17 protein-coding genes are annotated in these 17,780 nt (G+C 65.4%); 7 read left to right on the top strand and 10 right to left on the bottom strand.

Features of this window, described 5'->3' with window-relative positions; translation table 11 throughout:
* Positions 1 to 8 precede the first annotated feature (8 nt).
* From ACLQ62_RS02320 to ACLQ62_RS02290, 7 genes are all read right to left on the bottom strand, one after another.
* Positions 9 to 1,025 carry a glycosidase gene (locus ACLQ62_RS02320; RefSeq protein WP_411720067.1) on the bottom strand — a complete coding sequence of 339 codons (1,017 nt, stop codon included), beginning with the start codon at positions 1,023 to 1,025 and terminating at the stop codon, positions 9 to 11.
* 57 nt (positions 1,026 to 1,082) lie between these two features.
* A complete protein-coding gene (locus ACLQ62_RS02315; protein WP_411720047.1) occupies positions 1,083 to 1,946 on the bottom strand; it encodes a carbohydrate ABC transporter permease in 864 nt (287 codons plus the stop codon).
* Positions 1,946 to 2,911 (bottom strand): carbohydrate ABC transporter permease, encoded by a 966-nt coding sequence (locus ACLQ62_RS02310; RefSeq protein WP_411720046.1) that lies wholly within the window; start codon positions 2,909 to 2,911, stop codon positions 1,946 to 1,948. The genes ACLQ62_RS02315 and ACLQ62_RS02310 overlap by 1 nt, the downstream gene beginning before the upstream one ends.
* Before the next feature lie 3 nt (positions 2,912 to 2,914).
* Complete coding sequence (locus ACLQ62_RS02305) at positions 2,915 to 4,207, bottom strand: extracellular solute-binding protein (RefSeq protein WP_411720045.1); 1,293 nt, start codon at positions 4,205 to 4,207, stop codon at positions 2,915 to 2,917.
* 11 nt (positions 4,208 to 4,218) lie between these two features.
* Complete coding sequence (locus ACLQ62_RS02300) at positions 4,219 to 5,268, bottom strand: LacI family DNA-binding transcriptional regulator (protein ID WP_411720044.1); 1,050 nt, start codon at positions 5,266 to 5,268, stop codon at positions 4,219 to 4,221.
* A gap of 287 nt (positions 5,269 to 5,555) precedes the next feature.
* On the bottom strand, positions 5,556 to 6,269 hold the full coding sequence (locus ACLQ62_RS02295) for a cache domain-containing protein (protein ID WP_411720043.1): 714 nt from the start codon (positions 6,267 to 6,269) through the stop codon (positions 5,556 to 5,558).
* A gap of 70 nt (positions 6,270 to 6,339) precedes the next feature.
* Positions 6,340 to 7,122: a FadR/GntR family transcriptional regulator gene (locus tag ACLQ62_RS02290; RefSeq protein ID WP_411720042.1), complete on the bottom strand. Its 783-nt coding sequence runs from the start codon at positions 7,120 to 7,122 to the stop codon at positions 6,340 to 6,342.
* A 149-nt stretch (positions 7,123 to 7,271) separates the two neighbouring features.
* Here ACLQ62_RS02290 and ACLQ62_RS02285 point away from each other — a divergent pair, with 149 nt between their 5' ends.
* The 4 genes from ACLQ62_RS02285 to ACLQ62_RS02270 all read left to right on the top strand — a co-directional run bounded on the left by ACLQ62_RS02285 (position 7,272) and on the right by ACLQ62_RS02270 (position 11,326).
* Positions 7,272 to 8,354 (top strand): ABC transporter ATP-binding protein, encoded by a 1,083-nt coding sequence (locus ACLQ62_RS02285; RefSeq protein WP_411720041.1) that lies wholly within the window; start codon positions 7,272 to 7,274, stop codon positions 8,352 to 8,354.
* A gap of 58 nt (positions 8,355 to 8,412) precedes the next feature.
* Positions 8,413 to 9,597 (top strand): ABC transporter substrate-binding protein, encoded by a 1,185-nt coding sequence (locus ACLQ62_RS02280; RefSeq protein WP_411720040.1) that lies wholly within the window; start codon positions 8,413 to 8,415, stop codon positions 9,595 to 9,597.
* Positions 9,598 to 9,676: 79 nt separating this feature from the next.
* The gene (locus ACLQ62_RS02275) at positions 9,677 to 10,504 is read left to right on the top strand and encodes an ABC transporter permease (RefSeq protein WP_411720039.1); all 828 of its coding nucleotides are present in this window, start codon (positions 9,677 to 9,679) and stop codon (positions 10,502 to 10,504) included.
* A gap of 9 nt (positions 10,505 to 10,513) precedes the next feature.
* Positions 10,514 to 11,326 (top strand): ABC transporter permease, encoded by an 813-nt coding sequence (locus tag ACLQ62_RS02270; protein WP_411720038.1) that lies wholly within the window; start codon positions 10,514 to 10,516, stop codon positions 11,324 to 11,326.
* 25 nt (positions 11,327 to 11,351) lie between these two features.
* Here ACLQ62_RS02270 and ACLQ62_RS02265 read toward each other — a convergent pair whose 3' ends face one another.
* On the bottom strand, positions 11,352 to 12,272 hold the full coding sequence (locus ACLQ62_RS02265) for an AEC family transporter (RefSeq protein ID WP_411720037.1): 921 nt from the start codon (positions 12,270 to 12,272) through the stop codon (positions 11,352 to 11,354).
* A gap of 89 nt (positions 12,273 to 12,361) precedes the next feature.
* Between ACLQ62_RS02265 and ACLQ62_RS02260 the strand changes: the two genes are divergently transcribed.
* A complete protein-coding gene (locus ACLQ62_RS02260; protein ID WP_411720036.1) occupies positions 12,362 to 13,180 on the top strand; it encodes an alpha/beta fold hydrolase in 819 nt (272 codons plus the stop codon).
* Here the strand turns inward: ACLQ62_RS02260 and ACLQ62_RS02255 are convergent.
* Complete coding sequence (locus ACLQ62_RS02255) at positions 13,177 to 14,568, bottom strand: cryptochrome/photolyase family protein (protein ID WP_411720035.1); 1,392 nt, start codon at positions 14,566 to 14,568, stop codon at positions 13,177 to 13,179. The genes ACLQ62_RS02260 and ACLQ62_RS02255 overlap by 4 nt on opposite strands.
* On the bottom strand, positions 14,559 to 15,575 hold the full coding sequence (locus ACLQ62_RS02250; protein ID WP_411720034.1) for a magnesium and cobalt transport protein CorA: 1,017 nt from the start codon (positions 15,573 to 15,575) through the stop codon (positions 14,559 to 14,561). The genes ACLQ62_RS02255 and ACLQ62_RS02250 overlap by 10 nt, the downstream gene beginning before the upstream one ends.
* Before the next feature lie 129 nt (positions 15,576 to 15,704).
* Here ACLQ62_RS02250 and ACLQ62_RS02245 point away from each other — a divergent pair, with 129 nt between their 5' ends.
* A complete protein-coding gene (locus ACLQ62_RS02245; protein ID WP_411720033.1) occupies positions 15,705 to 16,589 on the top strand; it encodes an ABC transporter ATP-binding protein in 885 nt (294 codons plus the stop codon).
* Positions 16,590 to 16,659: 70 nt separating this feature from the next.
* Positions 16,660 to 17,703 (top strand): aliphatic sulfonate ABC transporter substrate-binding protein, encoded by a 1,044-nt coding sequence (locus ACLQ62_RS02240; RefSeq protein WP_411720032.1) that lies wholly within the window; start codon positions 16,660 to 16,662, stop codon positions 17,701 to 17,703.
* Positions 17,704 to 17,780 lie beyond the last annotated feature (77 nt).

Genomic DNA, 17,780 nt, shown 5'->3' with positions numbered 1-17,780 from the left:
AGTTCTCGTCAGCTTACGCTCTCAAGTCGTGCGGCACCGATCTTCGAGTCTGCCATCCCATAGAAGACAAAGTGTGCGTCGCCGATCTTCTCAATCGCCGTGGGGAAGACCACATTTGGCACGATGCCGCTTTTCTCGTCGTCGGTCTCCGCAGCGAGCAGCGGTTCCTCGGTCCGAGCGACGACCTTCCACGGCTCCTGGGCGTCGAGGATCATTCCGCCGGCGGCGTAATTCACGTTCTGCTGCTGGTCGAAGGCGCGCGCGAGAACACCGGTGACGCCGTGATGGAGCAGCAGCCACCCCTCGGGGACCCGGAGGGGGGCTGGGCCTCCACCGACCTTGACCTCTTCGAAGGGAAAGGCCGGACCGGCGAGGAACCGGTGGCCACGCCAGAAGGTGAGGGAACGGATGTCGCGGGTCACGTCATCGACAGGGACAAAGCTGATCCAGATGCTTTGCCTCTCGTCGGTGACACCGGCGGGGACGCGGACGCCCTGCCCCGGCTTGACTTCGTCGAGGTCCCACATCGGCCGGTGAAGCACGGCGAAGCTCCGCACACCATCCGGGCCGGTCACAGCCTCAGGGAAGAACACCGTGTCCTTGTTGTGGAAGAGGTTGAGATCCATGTCGAGGTCGTCGTCGTATGCGTAGAGGACCGGGCCAAGCCGGGTCCACTCCCGCAGATCCGTGGACGTCGCGATCGCGCTGCGGGGCCCGAGGGGCCCGTAGGCGACATAGGTCATCACGTGAAGTCCGAGTTCCTCGATCCAGGTGATGCGCGGATCTTCAACACCCGCGTTGCCGACGCCCCGTTCCCAACCCCGTTCGGGCGCCAGAACGACGCCCTGCCGTTCGACCGAGACCGGAATCCCATCCTCGACCACGACACGGGCGAGCCCCACCCGGGAGACGTTTCCCGCCTCGACCATGCGAGGCAGCAGGTACAACTCACCGTCGAGCCCGCGGCCGGATCCGGGGTTGAGAACACCTTCTGCTTCGAGCTCGTTGCCGGGCTCGGGCGTCATGACGACGCCCACCCGGGTGAGCTTGTAGGGGAAGGAATTGGACTGAACTGGCACGTTTTAACCTTTCACGCCGGACCCGATGTCCGTGGAGACGATGAACCGCTGGAAATAGATGAACAGAAGGACGACCGGGGCGGCGAGCACCACGGCACCCGCCAGCATCGCCCCGAACGGGTTTGCCGTCGACGCGGCGATGGTGGAGATGTAGTTGGCGAGCGAAACCGCAAGTGGCTGGAGACTTGCCTCCTTGGTGATGAGGAATGGCCAGAGGAATTCGTTCCACGGGCCGATGAAGGTGATCAGGATCACGGTGACCAGCGCCGGTCTCACCAGGGGGATCGCCACCTGCCAGAGCACCCGCAGTTCCCCGGCGCCGTCGATCCTGGCGGCGTCGAACAGCTCCTTGGGAATCTGGAGGAAGTACTGGCGGAAGATGACCACGGCGGTCGAGTTGATGAGGTAGGGCAGGATCATGCCCAGGTGGGTGTCGCCGAGTCCGTAGTCGCGCGCGATCATGACGTAGAGCGGGATCATGAGCAGCTGGAACGGAATGACCTGCACCAGCAGCGCGAGAGCGAACGTCGTGCCTCGCCCGCGCCATTTCAGCACGGCAAGCGCATACCCGGTGACCATGCCGAACACGACGGTGCCGAGCACGACGGCGCCGGCGAAGATACCGGAATTGACCAGTCCGGAGACCAGGTTGATGCGCTCATTGATCGCAACGTAATTCGCACCGGTGATGTTCGCCGGGTTCGGAAGGATCCCGCCAAGCGACGTGTCCGGTGTCGTCTGCAGCGAACCGATCACCATGTAGTAGAACGGGAAGAGGAAGATGAGCGCACCGAGACCGAGGACGACTCCCCTGAGGAGCGTCTGCCCGCGGCTGAGTTGCGCTGGGACGCGGCGCTTTCCGGACATCAGTCTTCCTTTCCACCGGCGAACCGGTTCTGCAGCAGGGCGATGGTCAGAACGACGATGACCAGCACAACGCCGATCGCAGCAGCGAAGCCGGGTTTGCCCTGTTGCAGGCCCTCCTGGTACATCACGAAGACCGGCGAGGTTGACGCCCCATTCGGTCCGCCGCCTCCGGTAAGCAGGTAGGGCTCAGTGAACAGGTTCGCGCCGGTGATCGTCGACAGGATGAGCACGAGAACCGTCGCTGGTCGAACGCCGGGGACGGTGACCGAAAAGAAGGACCGTATCGCGCCTGCGCCATCCGTCGACGCCGACTCATAGAGTTCTTCCGGCACGTTCTGGAGTGCGGCCAGGTAGAGCAGAATGAAGAACCCCAGCTGTTTCCAGGTGACGTACAGGGCGATTGTCGGCATCGCCAGGGTCGGGTTGATCAACCAGGACGGGTCTGGCGCAAGCGGGCCGAGCACGGTGTTGACCAGGCCGCCGCCGCTGAACATGAACAGCCACACGGCGACAACGGCCACGCTCGCCGTGACGTATGGGACGTAGAAGCTCACCCGGAGGAAAGTCCGGAAACGCACGACCCGGTTGAGCGCCGTTGCCAGGACGAGCGAGAGAACCACCGTGAGCGGAACGTTGATGATCAGGAACACGCCGACGTTGCGGAAGGACTGGAGCACCTGCGGGTCGGTGAGCGCGGCGACGTAATTGTCGATACCGACGAACGGACGATCAACGACGGCGCCCGGAGCCGAGAAGAAGTAGTCGTGGAGCGACATGTACACCGCGAAGATGAGCGGGTACGCGAAGACCACTGCGATGAAGATCAGGTACGGCGCGCTGAGAACAGCGCCGAGCGGGTTCTTACCGAAGACGCGTTGGATTCCGGGCCGCTTGCGCGATCCCGGCCCTGCCGCCCCACCGGGGCTGGCGACCCCGGTGGAACGGCCGAGTGTTTCGGAAGACATGACTTATCCCTTTTCGGCCAGGGCTGTGACGCTGTCGGCGGCCGACTTCATGGCTTCTTCGAGGTCACCCTCTCCGGAGATGACAGCCTTGGTGTATGCATCACGCAGGTCTTGCATCATCTCGACGGTGTTACTTCCTGCTGGTACCTCCACGGTGCGGGCTGCCTGGTCGCCGAACTGCGTGTAGGCCGGGTTCGCCTCGAAGTAGTCCGGGTAGGTGTCAGGAAGGTTCGCTCGGAGCGGCATCTGGCCGGTCAGCTCGAGCAACTGGCCATCCTGCTCCTCACTTGTCGCGAACTTGAGGACGTCCCAGGCGGTCGCCTGGTTTTTGCAGGCGGAGTAGAGGCCCACATTCTTGGCGTCGCTGAAGGTGTAGGTCTCCTCCGGCGCGATGCCGGCGCTCGTCGGCACGGGCACCGAGCCCCAGTTGATGTCGTCTCCGTAGACGGCGATGGCCCACGGGCCGACGATCGACATCGCCGATACGCCGTCGGCGAAGGCATCTCCCTGGACCTCCTCGCGTCCGGACAGGCCCTGATCGTAGAGCGACTTCCAGAACTCCGCGACGGCGAGTCCCTCTTCGCCGGCGAAGGTCGCCTCGCCGTCTTCGACGAGTCCCTTGCCTCCGGTTTCAGCGGCGAACAGCGGGAGGAAGTCGAAGCCGACCTGGAAGAACTGGCTCGTCGGGGACGGGTTGATGGCGAACTGCGCGGCACCCGATTCGACCAGAGTCTTCGAGGTGGCGAGGAAGTCGTCGTAGGTCGACAGCGCAGGGTTCTCCGGATCAAGCCCGGCCTGGGTGAACTTGTCCTTGTTGTAGAAGATCATCACCGGGTTCGACTTCCACGGCATCTGGAAATAGCCGCCCTCGGGCGCCTGGTACTGCTGAGCGGAATCCCCGCTGCGTTCCTCGATGTAGGACGTTCCGTCCTCGAACGAGGCAAGGTCGACGAGACCGCCCTGCTTTTGGAACTGGCCGACAGCGGACGGTGCGGTGTTGAAGACGAGGCAGGGCGCAGTTCCAGCGGTGATCGCCGCTCCGATGACTTCCTCGCTCGAGTCGCCCGCTGGGATCTCTTGCGCCTTGATCTGCTCGTCGGGGTTCTCAGCGTTCCAGGCGTCGACCATGGCCTTGGCCCAAACGACTTCCTGCTCGTTGTTCGAGTACCAGATGGTGATGTCACCGCGTGAGGTGAGGGCATCCGTCTGGGTTGCGCCTCCTCCCGAGCACGCGGTGAGCGCGAGAAGAGCGGCTGCCGCAGTTGCGGTCGCCGCGATGAGAGTGCGTCGTTGCACGGTGTTTCTCCTTAACTGTGTGCGGCAGTGGAGCCGCTGTGGGATGGTGCTGGGCCGGTGGATGCTCGGATGAGGAGGGACGCGGGTGGCAGCTCGACGCTGTCCGCCGAGCCCGAGGCGACGAGTTCGAGCAGGGTGCGTGCGGCGACCCTGCCCCACTCGACGGGGTCGCTCGTGATGGTGGTGAGGGCCGGGTAGACGTAGCCGGAGATGTCGGTTCCGTCGAAGCCGGTGATCGACAGGTCGCCTGGGACACGAAGTCCACGCTGCTGCGCCACTCCAAGCCCGGCGATGGCCATCGGGTCGTTGGCGTAAACGATCGCGGTCGGGGGCCGGTGTGCGTCGAGGAGCTGCCGAGTGGCATCCGCCCCGCTGGAGGCGGAGAAGTCGGTCTCGACGACGAGACCCGGTTCGAGACCCGCCTCTCGTATCGCGTCGTCGAAGGAACTGCGCCGGCGGCCGCCGTGCATCATGCGCGGGTCGCCCGCGACGTGGGCGATGCGGGAGTGTCCGAGTCCTGCGAGGTGGGCGACCGCCGCGGCGATGCCGCGCGTGTCGTCGAGCTGCACGGATGGGAAGGGCACAGCCGGGTCGGGGCGGCCGAGGGCGACCGCCGGGAGTCCGAGTTCAGCGAGGAGCACGAAACGCTCATCGTCGGTGCGGAGGTCGGTGAGGAACACGCCGTCGACGCGGCTGTCGCCGGCGAGGGTGCGATAGCTGCGCAGCTCGGCGGCGGCGTCCGGCACAACGCTGAGCACGAGCGCGCGTCCCTCCTCGGTGAGGACGGATTCGACGCCGGCGATGAACGCGGGGAAGAACGGGTCGGCACTGATCACCTCGGCCTTGCGGCGGATGACGAGGCCGAGCGCATACGACGTGCTCGTCGACAGCGAACGGGCGGAAAGGCTGGGACGCCAGCCCAGGTCGCCGGCGATCTCAAGGATGCGCTTGCGGGTCTCAGGCGAGACGCCGGGCTTGTCGTTGAGTGCAAAGGAAACGAGCCCCTTGCTGACGCCGGCCGTGCGAGCGACGTCGGTGATCGTCGGCTTACGACCCGCCATGTCGCCTCCACACTGAGATCCACTCCGGCCTTAACCGGTTTAGGCCAAACTATACCGGTTTAGTTCCTCGGTCAAGGGCGGGTTCGAGCGCTTCCTCATCCGTTCCGGACGGGTTCACCCGGCGGAACGCGTGAGCCCGACCGGAACGGGTGAATCCGCCGCGGGTTCAAAACCGGGTTCGGGTTCCGGTTCAGCGGCGGCGTTCCGCAGGATTCTCAACACGACGGATCACCAGTTCGGTGTAGATCGCGGACCGACCCTGGGAGCGTGATCGCTACCGAGCAGCTTCAAGCCAACTCGACGACCTCGAGAGCTACCGCCTCACAGGCCCGGCGCTCGCGCACGAGATCCGGCCGCAGAACGTCGCCGGCTGAGAATCGAGGATCCGTCGAGACCAGCACTCGGCTCACCCCATTCACGAGCACCAGAGAAGTACGAAGGGCGCGCAACGGCGGGGTCAGGCGCCGCTCGATCGTCTCGATCAGCACGTCGAGCCCGGCCACTCCGACGAAGGTTCCGTCAACGGTCACCGGCGAAGCCGCCGTCATCGTGTACTCGTCGCTGCAGAGGTAGTCTACGTAGGGACCTGCGACGTGGGACTTTCCGCTCAGCAATGGGACACGAAACCACTCCAGTTCCCGATAATCGATACCCTGCTTGACCGATCGAGCCGGGAAGACAAGCTTGCGGCGGTCTTCGCCCTGCCACCATGCGAGGTGGCTGGGCGCGTCAGCGAGTACGCCTACTGTGGCGATGAATCCCGCCCCATAGATCGGCTCGCTCACAAAATCGAGGATCGCACGGGCATGCGGCTCAACGATGTCATCCACGCGTGACACGGTCAGCTTTCCGCCCTGCTCGGTGATCTCCCGCGCGAGCCGCGACGCATGCTCCTCAAGCATGGGCAGAAGCCGCCCGAAATAGGCGGAAACGATACCAGCGGCGGAGTCGAGAGCGGATACAGCGGCATCCCCGCTGGTCGGGGCAGTGGTCGCGGACATGGCGTCTCCAATGCTTGGGTTGTGCGGCGACAGTGCCGTGATCCGCATCGTACACAGGGCGTGGCCCCGGTCAGGAATCATCCACTTGCAGTCTCAACCTGTCGAGCGCGTCGATCGCGTCCGACACGAGGCCCTCGGTCGCCTCCCCGGCGGCGGCCTCGTCGCCTGCTTCCACCGCATCCAGCACTCTCCCGAACATCTCGAGGTGGCGGCCCCGGATCTGGGCATCGACGTCGATGAGTCGCAACAGCGGCGACAGCTCGGCCTGCAGGCGCATCTGATCTCGCGTCAGACGCGCGGACTGGCTGAGTGCGACCAGCTCGAGCTGCAGATCATCCATGGTCTGGCGCCATGCGCCGAGCTCACCGGCTCCGGGGTCCCGGCCAACGAAGGTGTGGAGTCGCCCGAGTCGCGTGCGGATCGCGCTCACCTCGCTAGGCGCGGCCCGGCGTGCGGCCAGCCGGACGCCCGCCATGGTCAGGGCTGCATAGTGCACTCCGAGGTCCCGAATCGCGAATCGCGACGAGGCAACGAGAGCCTCGCGGGCGAACGCGAGCGGGTCCGCCCCTTCCGACACGAAGCTGCCGCCGTTACGCCCTCGGCGGGTGACGACGAGCCCGCGCGCTCGCAACCCAAGCAGCGCTTCACGCACGGTCACCGGTGCGACCCCCATGGTGCGCGCGAGGTCGGCCTCCGACGGGAGACGATCGCCGGCACGGAGATGCCCACCCGTGATGGCCTCAGTGAGGCGATTCTCCACGAGCTCTGCGCGGCCGGCATCGCCGATCGGCATGAACATCGAACCCTGGAGTCGATGTGGTCGCCGATCCGACGCCGGGGGCTGGCTGGTCACGATCCCATCCTCTCATCCGGTGCCCGAAAGCCGCGCGGGCTCCACCGCGACACTCGATTGTCACGATTCTGACACGAAGTTGAAATATGACCTCTGGTTTTATATGTTTACAGGAGCACGGAGTACACAGTCGTCCCGAGGAGTTCTGCATGTCGTCACCCACCGCCGTCGGAACCGCCACCACAGGCACCAAACCGCGGGCCGCAGCCGCCTCGGGCGATGTCTCTCTGAGCGGCATCACCAAGACCTTCGGCGAGATGACCGCGGTCCGCGACCTCGACTTGGAGGTGCCCCAGGGGGAATTTCTCTCGATGCTAGGGCCGTCGGGATCGGGCAAGACCACCGTGTTGCGCATGATCGCGGGCTTTGAGGACGCGACGAGCGGAAGCATCCGCATCGGTGGCGAGGACCTCACCCGAGTGCCGCCGCACCAGCGACCGGTGAACACGGTCTTCCAGGACTACGCGCTCTTTCCCCACCTGACGATCGCCGAAAACGTCGCATACGGGCTCCGCGTGCGTGGGCAGTCCAAGAGCGACCGAGCGGATGCAGTCACTGCAGCGATCGCGCAGGTGCGCCTGGAACACGTCGCGTCCCGGCTGCCGCATCAGTTGTCCGGGGGCCAGCGCCAGCGCATCGCCCTCGCCCGGGCGCTCATCCTGCGTCCGCGGGTGCTCCTGCTCGATGAGCCCCTCGGCGCACTCGACAAGCAGCTGCGCGAGGAGATGCAAATCGAGCTGAAGAGCATCCAGCGTGAGGTCGGCATCACCTTCATCTTTGTGACCCACGACCAGGAGGAGGCTCTGACCCTGAGCGACCGGGTCGCCGTGTTCAACAACGGGCGTATCGAACAGATCGGCACGGCTCGCGACGTCTACGAGTACCCGCGGACCGAGTTCGTGGCGCGTTTCCTCGGCCTGTCAAACATCATCTCCGCGGGGGTCGCCGAGCGGCTCACCGGCCGCGCGCAGGTCATCAGCATCCGACCGGAACGCCTACGCCTCCTTACGGACGGCGACGACGCGGGCGCAAACAACATCGTTCTCGACGGCACGGTCGCCGAGATCGTGTACACCGGGCCGACCACGCGCGTGCTCGTCGACACCGCCGACGGGCTCCGTCTGATCACCGAGACACAGAACAGCCACCACCCCGCAGCCGACGTCCGCGTCAGCCGCGGAGACCGTGCCCGTGTTGCGTGGGCGGCCGATCACGCCGCCGTGCTGCCCTGACCTCAGTTCACCGCACGACCACTACCCACCAAGAGACATCGACATCAAGGAGCAACCCATGAGAAGCAGGCTCATCACCGGCGCCGCCGTAGTGGCAGTAGCAGCGCTGGCACTGACCGGCTGCAGCGCGAGCACCGGCGACTCCGACGGCAACGCCGGCGGTATGAAGATCGACGTGCCAGACGTTCCCATGCACGAAAAGCTGGGCGACTACGAGGATTCGCTCGACATCGTCGCGTGGAGCGGCTTCGTGGAGCCCGCGTGGTCGGACGACTTCACCGAAGAGACCGGGTGCGTCGTCAACCGTCGCGTCGCCGGCACGAGCGACGAGATGGTTCAGCTCATGCGCACGGGAGACTACGACCTCGTCTCCGCCTCGGGAGACGCCAGCCTCCGCCTGATCGCCGGCGGCGACGTCGCTCCGCTCAATCTCGACCTGGTCCCGAACTTCGGCGACGACATCGTGCCGGGAATGAAGGGCCAGATTTACGACACCATCAACGGCAAGTCGTACGGCGTGCCGATCGGCCGAGGCGCGAACATCCTCCAGTACAACAGTGAGGTCGTCACCGAGGAACCCACGAGCTGGTCAGTTGCGTGGGAGCCCGACAGCCCATTCGCTGGCCAGGTCATCGCCTACGACGCGCCGATCTACATCGCCGACGCCGCCGTCTACCTGATGGCGCACGAGCCGGACCTCGGCATCAAGAACCCGTACGCGCTCGACAAGGATCAGCTGGCAGCCGCCATTGGTCTCCTCAAGCAGCAGAACTCGATTGTGTCGGAGTACTGGGCAGACCCTGCCGCGCAGATTACGTCGTTCATGGGCGGCAACACGGTACTCGGGACGTCGTGGGAGGTACTGCGCAAACTCACTGAGGACGAGAAGTTCAAGAGTGTGATGCCCGAAGAAGGATCGACCGGATGGTCGGACGCCTGGATGCTGTCGGCCGAGTCGGACAGCCCGAACTGCGCCTACGCGTGGATGGATTACACCAGCGCGCCCGAGGTGAACGGCGCGATCGCGATGGGCTTTGGCATGGCACCCGCCAACGCCGCATTCTGTGAGCTGAACGATGAGGCCAAGGCACACTGCGACTACTTCAACGCCACCGATGAGGAGTACTTCAAGAAGGTGTGGTTCTGGACCACCCCGATCGAACAGTGCATCGACGGGCGCACCGACGTCCAGTGCACCAATTTCCAGGAGTGGACCGACGCCTGGCTGACCGTCAAAGGATAGCCCCTCGGGTGGGCGGCACACGGTGCCGCCCAACCGACTTTGGCCCGTACCGGGCCGCATCTGACCGAAGGAAACGCACATGAAGCGTCGCTCGCACGTCGCGGGACTTCTCACCCTGCCGATGCTCTGGCTCGTCGGCATCTACATCTTTTCGCTCGTCATGCTTCTGGTGACCGCGTTCTGGACAACCGACCCCTTCACCTCGAAGGTGGTTCCCGGATTCACCCTGCGCAACTTCGAGCAGCTGGTCACGAACCCGGCCTATCTTTCGACTGCCGTGCGAACGCTCGCGATCGCGCTCGCGGTCACGGTGCTCAGCATCCTCATCTCCATTCCCCTGGGGATCTTCATGGCGAAGATCGCCAAACCATGGCTTCGTGCCGTGCTCGCTGTCGCGATCACCTTGCCGTTGTGGGCCGGCTACCTCGTCAAGATTCTGGCGATGCGTGTAACCTTCACCGACCAGGGCTTCTTCAACTGGGCGCTCGCGCCGGTCGGCATCACCGGCCCCAGCTTCAGCATCACCACAGTCGTCCTGACCCTGACGTATCTGTGGTTGCCGTACATGGCCGTGCCGGTGTACACCGCAATCCGCCAGTTGCCGGCCAACCTCTTCGACGCATCCGCCGACCTGGGCGCCGGCGCGTGGCGCACAATCCGCACCATCGTGCTTCCTCTGATCAAGCCTGCCATCATCGCGGGGTCGATCTTCACCTTCTCACTCAGCCTCGGCGATTACATCGCCGCAAAATTCGTGGGCGGCTCCACCCAGATGATTGGCAGCATCATCGCGTCGAACATCAACCTCAATCCGCCGATCGCCGCCGCCTTCGCAGTGGTGCCGATCGCGTTCGTCGTCGTCTATCTGCTCAGCGTGCAGCGCACTGGCGCGCTCGAGCGAATGTAGGAGGTCCCCATGCTCAGACTTTCCCACGGTGCCAGGTTCGGCCTCGGCATGATCGTCGCCGTCGTCCTGATCTTCATGTACGCGCCGTTGATTCTGGTCGTCCTCAACTCGTTCAATGCCGCGCGCATCGCCAGCTGGCCGATCCGCGAATTTTCCCTCGAGTGGTGGGGCAAGGCGTTCACGAGCGAACCGATCCGCGCGGCGCTGCTGAATTCGGTGCTCGTTGGGCTTGGGGCTACCGCCGTCGCTCTCGTTCTCGGCACGCTCGTCGCCTTTGCGTTGCAACGGTACGCGTTCTTCGGCAAACAGAGTGTAAACCTGCTGGTGGTTCTGCCGATCGCGCTGCCGGGCGTTGTGACCGGTGTGGCGCTCAACAACACGTACAACCAGCTGCTGGAGCCCATCGGCATCCACGTGGGTTACTTCGGCATGATCATCGCTCACGCCACCTTCTGCATTGTCATGGTGTTCAACAATGTGTTCGCGCGCCTTCGCCGCCTGAGCCCGAACGTCGAGGAGGCCTCCCGGGACCTTGGCGCCACCCCGTGGCAGACGTTCCGCCTCATCACGTTCCCCCAATTCCGGTCCGCATTCATCGCCGGAGGCGTCCTCGCCTTCGCACTGTCATTCGACGAGGTCGTCGTGACGATCTTCACGGCCCCTCCCGGCGTCGACACCTTGCCACTTTGGATGATGAACCAGATGGCACGACCCAACGAGGCCAGCATGGTGAACGTCGTCGCGACGGTCGTTATCCTCTTCTCGCTGCTTCCAGTGTGGGCGTCACAGCGCCTCGGACGCGAGATCGGCGACCGGGATTGACCTTCACGAGTTCCAGCCCGCGACCTCAGTGCAACAGCAGCGATGCGACGAGCAGAACCCCGACGGAGCCGACCGTGGTCAGCAGGATCGTGTCCCTGGACAGCAGCACGCCGCGGTCGTACCGCTGAGCGTAGTTGAAGACGTTCTGGGCGGTGGGGAGCCCGGCGAGCACGACGATGGCGAAGAGTTCTGAACCGGTGATGCCGAACCCGTACTGCCCGATCAGCCACGCCGCGACGGGCATGAACGCGAGCTTGACGGTCGTCGCCAGGACCACGTCTCGCCTGCTCCCGCCGGGCTCGAGAATCTTCGTGCCGTGCAGCGACATCCCGTAGCTGATCAGCATCATCGGCACAGCGGCAGCCCCGATCAGCCGGAACGGTTCCATCACCGGTGCCGGTATGTCGAGACCAGTCACCGAGACGATCAGCCCGAGCAGCGAGCCGATGATGATCGGATTACGGAACGGCTGGCTGAGGATGCGTCCGACGGATGCCTTCCCGCCGGTTCCGATATCGAGGAGCGTCAGTGCGATCGGGGCGAAGACGAGCAATTGGAGGAGCACGACCGGTGCCGAGTACGCGGCATCGCCCAGGACGTACACCGACACGGGAATGCCGATGTTGTTGGCGTTCACATATCCGGAGGACAGAGCGCCGATGGTCGCCTCGGGGAGTTTCCGTCGCCAGATCACGATAGCCACAACGAGGAACACAGCGAATGCCGCAACGGCAGCGAACAGCGATACGACCAGCAGCGGAGAGAACAACCGCTCGACCTCGGCGTCGGCGAGCACGGTGAACAGCAGAAACGGCGAGAGGACGAAGAAGACGGTTCTGGCGATAACCGGTTGCCCGTGCTGCCCGAGGAGGTCGGAGCGGCCGACGATATAACCGATCGCAATGATGGCGCCGATGACGCCGAAACCCGTGAGGACGCCAGACACGCGTCCATCCTGTCACGGCGACGGCAGGGCTCGTGACCGGAGGTCCCGCTGCTCTAGCTGCGGAGCGCCTGCATCGCTACTCTCGAAGAATGCCTCACGTCGACGTGCCGGGAGCCCGGCTTTTCTATGAGACAGCCGGCCATGCCTCAGGCGAACCGCTCCTCCTTCTGCACGCAGGCATCGCGACGTCGCGGATGTGGGATCCGCTGATCGAAACGCTGGCTGCTGACCATTACGTGATCCGTTTCGACTGCCGCGGTTTCGGGCGAACCGACTGCGAGGCATCCGGGTTCTCCAACCGCGACGACGCCCGCGCCGTCCTCGATCATCTCGGCATCGCCAGCGCGACCTTCGTCGGGGCGTCGCGCGGCGGGCGGATCGCCATCGACGTCGCGGTGGAAACACCGGACCGTGTGGCCGGTCTTGTCACCGTCGGCTCCGGCCCGGGCGGGTTCCCGGAGGTGGAACTCACCGACCAGGAGGAAGCACTCTGTACGGAACTCGACCGGGCATGGGAGGACCGGGATTTCGGCAGGATGATCGACCTGGAGACGAGACTGTGGGCGATCGGGCCTCTACGGAACGAAGAGGACTTGAACCCGGAATTCGTGCGGACAGCATACGAGCTCGGGCGCGCCAACCTGCATCACCAGCCCGGCTCCGAAGCTGCCGCTGACGGCCTCGAACCGCCGGCCTACGACCGGGTGGTCGACCTGGACATCCCCGCCCTCGTCACGGTCGGCGAGTTCGACATCACGCCGGCGCTCGTGCAGTTCGAGTATCTGGCTGCGACGATTCCCGGCGCCACCAGGCACGTCTTTCCGAACACCGCCCACCTGCCGAGCGTGGAGCATCCTGACCAGTTCCTCGCCGTGCTGTCACCGTGGCTGGCGGAGCACGGGCTCTAGTCGGATTCCTGCTTCGCGCGGGTCACCACGTCGTACGCGGCGAGCGCCGCCTTGCGAGTCTTTGCGAGGTCGACGATCGGCTGCGGGTAGTCGTCGGTTTCCCACTCGGGGACGTTCTGCCGGATGTACTCGCCGTGCGGGTCGAACTTCTTCGCCTGAAGCTCCGGGTTGAAGATGCGGAAGTACGGTGCGGCATCCGCGCCCGAACTGGCGATCCATTGCCAGTTGAACGCGTTATTGGCGGCGTCGGCATCGACAAGCGTGTCCCAGAACCACTGCTCACCATGTCTCCAGTCGATGAGCAGGTTCTTGATGAGGAACGAGGCGACGATCATGCGCACACGGTTGTGCATGGCACCGGTGCGCCACAACTCCCTCATGCCGGCGTCGACGATCGGGATGCCGGTCTTCCCGCGCTGCCAGGCACGAAGCGCATCCTCGTTGAGCGGCGGCCACGGAAAAGCATCGAACTCGCGTCGCCAGTTGACGGTGGCGAGGTCCGGGGCGGCGAAGAGCACGTGCGACGCGAATTCGCGCCAGCCGAGCTCGGTGATGAACCGCGTCGCGCCTTCCGCTTTGCGCCCGGTGGCGCCGCGCCGTGCTTCCTCGGTCTCGTGCAGCACCCGGTACGGGCTGATCTCTCCCCAGCGCAGATGCGGCGACAAGCCCGAGGTCGCCGACTGCCCGGGGATGTCGCGTTCGTTCGCGTAGGAGTCGAGCTTGTCGGCGAGGAATTCCTCGAGCAGGCGGTGGGCGGATGCTTCCCCAGGGGACCACGCATCCCGGAAGCCGCCTGCCCAGTCGGGCTTCGTCGGCAGGAGGCCCCATTCCTCGAGGTCGTCTGTGGCGGCCCGCCCGGTCCAGCCGTCGATGGCCTCCGGGGCGTCCATCGGCGCCCGCGGCGGTGGAGCCGCCTGGCATGCCCGCCAGAACGGGGTGAACACCGAGTACGGTGTGCCCTGGCCGGTCGCGATGGTCCACGGCTCGTGGAGGAGCGTCGCGGCGAAACTCGCCACCTCGACGCCGTCGGCGCGCAGTCCCGTTTTCAACCGGGCATCGACCGACCGCTCCGCGGCCCCGTATCGCCGGTTCCAATACACCGCTCCGGCGCCGGTCTCAGCGACGAGCGACGGAAGAATCCGCTCGGCGGGCCCACGGCCCAGGAGCAGTTGCGCCCCGAGCTGGGCCAGGCCCCTGCTGAGCGAGACGAGGCTTTCGTGCAGCCACCATTTCGCAGCCCCACCGTATGGGCGGATGCCGGCCGACTCCTCATCGAGGACGTACACGGCAACGACCGGCCCGCCATGCTTGATCGCTGCGAGCAGCGCCGGGTTGTCGTCGAGCCTCAGGTCGTCGCGGAACCAGACGACGGACGGTGTCACAGCCATTTGTTCTTCTTGAAGACGATGTAGAGCACGACACCCATCCCAGCCATCAGGAGTAATGCGAACGGGTACCCGAGCGGCCAGTCCAGTTCGGGCATGTAATCGAAGTTCATCCCGTAGACCGTGCCGATGAGCGTCGGGGCGAAGAGGATCGCCGCCCAACTGGATATCTTCTTCACCTGCTCGCTCTGCGCGTAGCTCGCCTCTGACAACCTCCGCGTCTCCTCGTTCTGGCGCTGCCCGACGAGGGCGCTGTTCACGGTGAGGGCGTTCGCGAGGACCGCGCGGAAAGCATCCGCTCGTTCGATCACCCGGAGGACGTGGTCGTGGACGTCACGGAGATGACGGCGGAGTTCGACGTCGACGTCGTATTTCTCGAAGCCCGCGGTCAGCGCCTCGAAGACGCCGACGAGTGGCTGCGTCGCCCTCTGGAATTCGATGACCTCGCGGCTGAGGGCGTAGATGCGCTTCGAGGATTCCTTGCCCTCGGTGAACAGGGCGTCGTCGATTTCGTCGATGTCGTTCTGCAACCCGGCGATGACGGGGGCGTACCCGTCGACGATCTCGTCGATCACGGCGTAGAGCACGGCTTCGGGTCCCCGTGCCAGCAGATTGGCGTTGCCTTCGAGCCGCTTGCGGATCGCGGCGATGTTCGGCGTTTCCGAGTGCCGGACGGTAATCGCAAAGTCGGGGCCGAGGATGACGTGGACCTCACCGAATTCGACGCGTTCCTCGGCGTCGAGGTAGCGAGCTGCCCGGAACACGGCCAGGAGGGTGTCGCCGTACCGTTCGATCTTCGGCCGCTGGTGGCCACGCAGCGCGTCCTCGATCATGAGTTTGTGGAGGCCGAATTCGGCGGCTACCGAGTGCAGTTCTCCCTCATCGGGGCGATACAGCCCGATCCACGCCATGCCGTGTTTCTCGTGCAGCACCTCATAGGTGTCGTCGAGGCTCGGCGGGCTGGCCACGCGCTGCCCGCGGACGTACACCGCATTGTCGACGACGACCATGACGCGCTCCCTTCCGACTGCTTCTGCCCGTGCCCGCAAGTGTTACACAGTGTTTCGGCTCGGTGCGCACCGACGCAAGCGCGTCAGTACCGTTGTTCTACCCGCTCCCTCATCCTTCGGAAGTTCCGTATGCCATCTCACAGCACAGCACCGGTCCTTCCCGGCAGCGCCTCAGTTGTGTCGGGGTCGACGGATGCCGCCTTCGCGGTCGAATTCGCGGCCGTTGGCCGGTCCTTCCCCAGCGAACGCGGCGCATCCCGCACCGTCCTCCGCGATGTGTCGATCACCGTGAAACCCGGCGAGGTGCTCGCGATCCTCGGCACCAGCGGCTGTGGGAAGTCGACCCTTCTGCGCATCGCGGGCGGCCTCGATGACGCCTCGACCGGACGGGTGCTCATCGACGGTTCCCCGGTCACCGGCTTCGACAGCCGCACCGCCGTAGGGTTCCAGGAGCCGCGGCTTCTGCCCTGGCGGAGCATCACCGACAACGTCGCGCTCGGCTTGCCGCGCGGCACCTCCAGGACGGATGGTGCTGCCCGGGTCGAGCGGCTGATCGACCTCGTCGGTCTCGGCGACTTCGCGGGCCACCGGCCGCGTGAGATCTCCGGCGGAATGGCGCAGCGGGCATCCCTCGCACGGGCACTTGCCCGGAACCCGGGCGTCCTGCTCCTCGACGAACCGTTCGGAGCGCTCGACGCGTTGACCCGGCTCAAGATGCAGGATCTTCTCCTCGACGTGCATGCCGCCGCACCGACCACGGTTCTTCTCGTGACGCACGACGTCGACGAGGCGCTCCAGCTCGCCGACCGGATCATCCTGCTCGGCCGCGAGACCGGGGTCGACGGGTCGACGATCGCCCAGGAGCTCGTCGTGCCTGGCACGCGACCCCGCGACCGCGGATCGGCGGAACTCGCGGAACTGCGCGGTCGCCTGCTCGACGGACTCGGCATCGACCGTCACGGGCAGGCCCGCGGCGTCGAGGCGACCACCGCCATCCCACACTTCCCCTACTGAACCGCCAGCACCCAGCATCCCGCATTCAGCACCCAGCACCCAGCACCCAGCACCCAGCAAAAGGACTCTCATGATTCGCAAACGCCTCTCAGCCGCGGCGCTCGTCGCCGGCGCTGCCGCCCTGCTCCTGACCGGTTGCGTCGCCGGTGAGAACTCCGCCGGATCGTCGCAGTCCACCACGGACCCCGCCGGCGAGATCGTCACCACGGGTGGCGAACTGAACATCGACTTCGCCACCTACAACCCCCTCTCCCTGGTCATCAAGGAGAAGGGCTGGCTCGAGGAGGCTCTCGCCGACCAGGACGTCACCGTCAACTGGATCCAGTCGGCCGGCTCGAACAAAGCCAATGAGGCCCTCCGCGCCAACGCTGTCGACGTCGGATCGACCGCCGGATCTGCTGCGCTGCTCGCCCGCGCCAACGGCTCACCGATCCAGGTCATCGACCTGTTCTCGCAGCCGGAATGGTCCGCGCTCGTCGTCGGCCCGGACTCGCCGATCACCGACGTCGCCGAGCTCAAGGGCAAGAAGATCGCCGCGACCAAGGGCACCGACCCGTACTTCTTCCTGCTGCAGGCGCTCGAAGAGGCTGGACTCAGCCAGAACGACGTGACGATCGAGAACCTTCAGCATGCCGACGGTTGGGCCGCACTCCAGAACGGCTCCGTCGACGCCTGGTCCGGGCTCGACCCGATCATGGCCGGCGCCGAGAAGGCCGGCGCCAAGCTGATCTACCGCAACGTCGACTTCAACAGCTACGGCTTCCTCAACGCGACCGAAACCTTCCTCAAGGAGAAGCCGGACCTCGCCCAGGCCGTCGTCAACGCCTACGAGCACGCTCGGGCCTGGGCCGCCGAGAACCCTGAAGAGACCGCGGAGATCCTCGCCGAGGTCGCCGCCCTCGACCTCGATGTCGCCACCAACGTGATCACCGAGCGCTCCAACCTCGATGTCGACCCGATCCCGGGCAGCGCACAGCGCGACGTGCTCGAGATCATCGGCCCGATTTTCGTCGAGACCGGTGACGTCACGTCGCAGGACGCTGTCGACGAGGCGCTGGACACTCTCATCAACGACACATTCGCGAAGAAGGCCGACGCCGACGCGATCGGCTAGTCGCCCGGCGGGGCTCCGGCCTCCGGATCCCCGCCCCCCACAGCAAGAGGGCCGAGCATGAGCCCCAACCGCAACCA

It is taken from the genome of Mycetocola sp., from assembly GCF_046716805.1.
Taxonomy (GTDB): Bacteria; Actinomycetota; Actinomycetes; order Actinomycetales; family Microbacteriaceae; genus Mycetocola_A.
The sequence above is the reverse complement of the archived record's forward strand: the minus strand, read 5'-3'. Positions and strand labels throughout refer to the sequence as shown.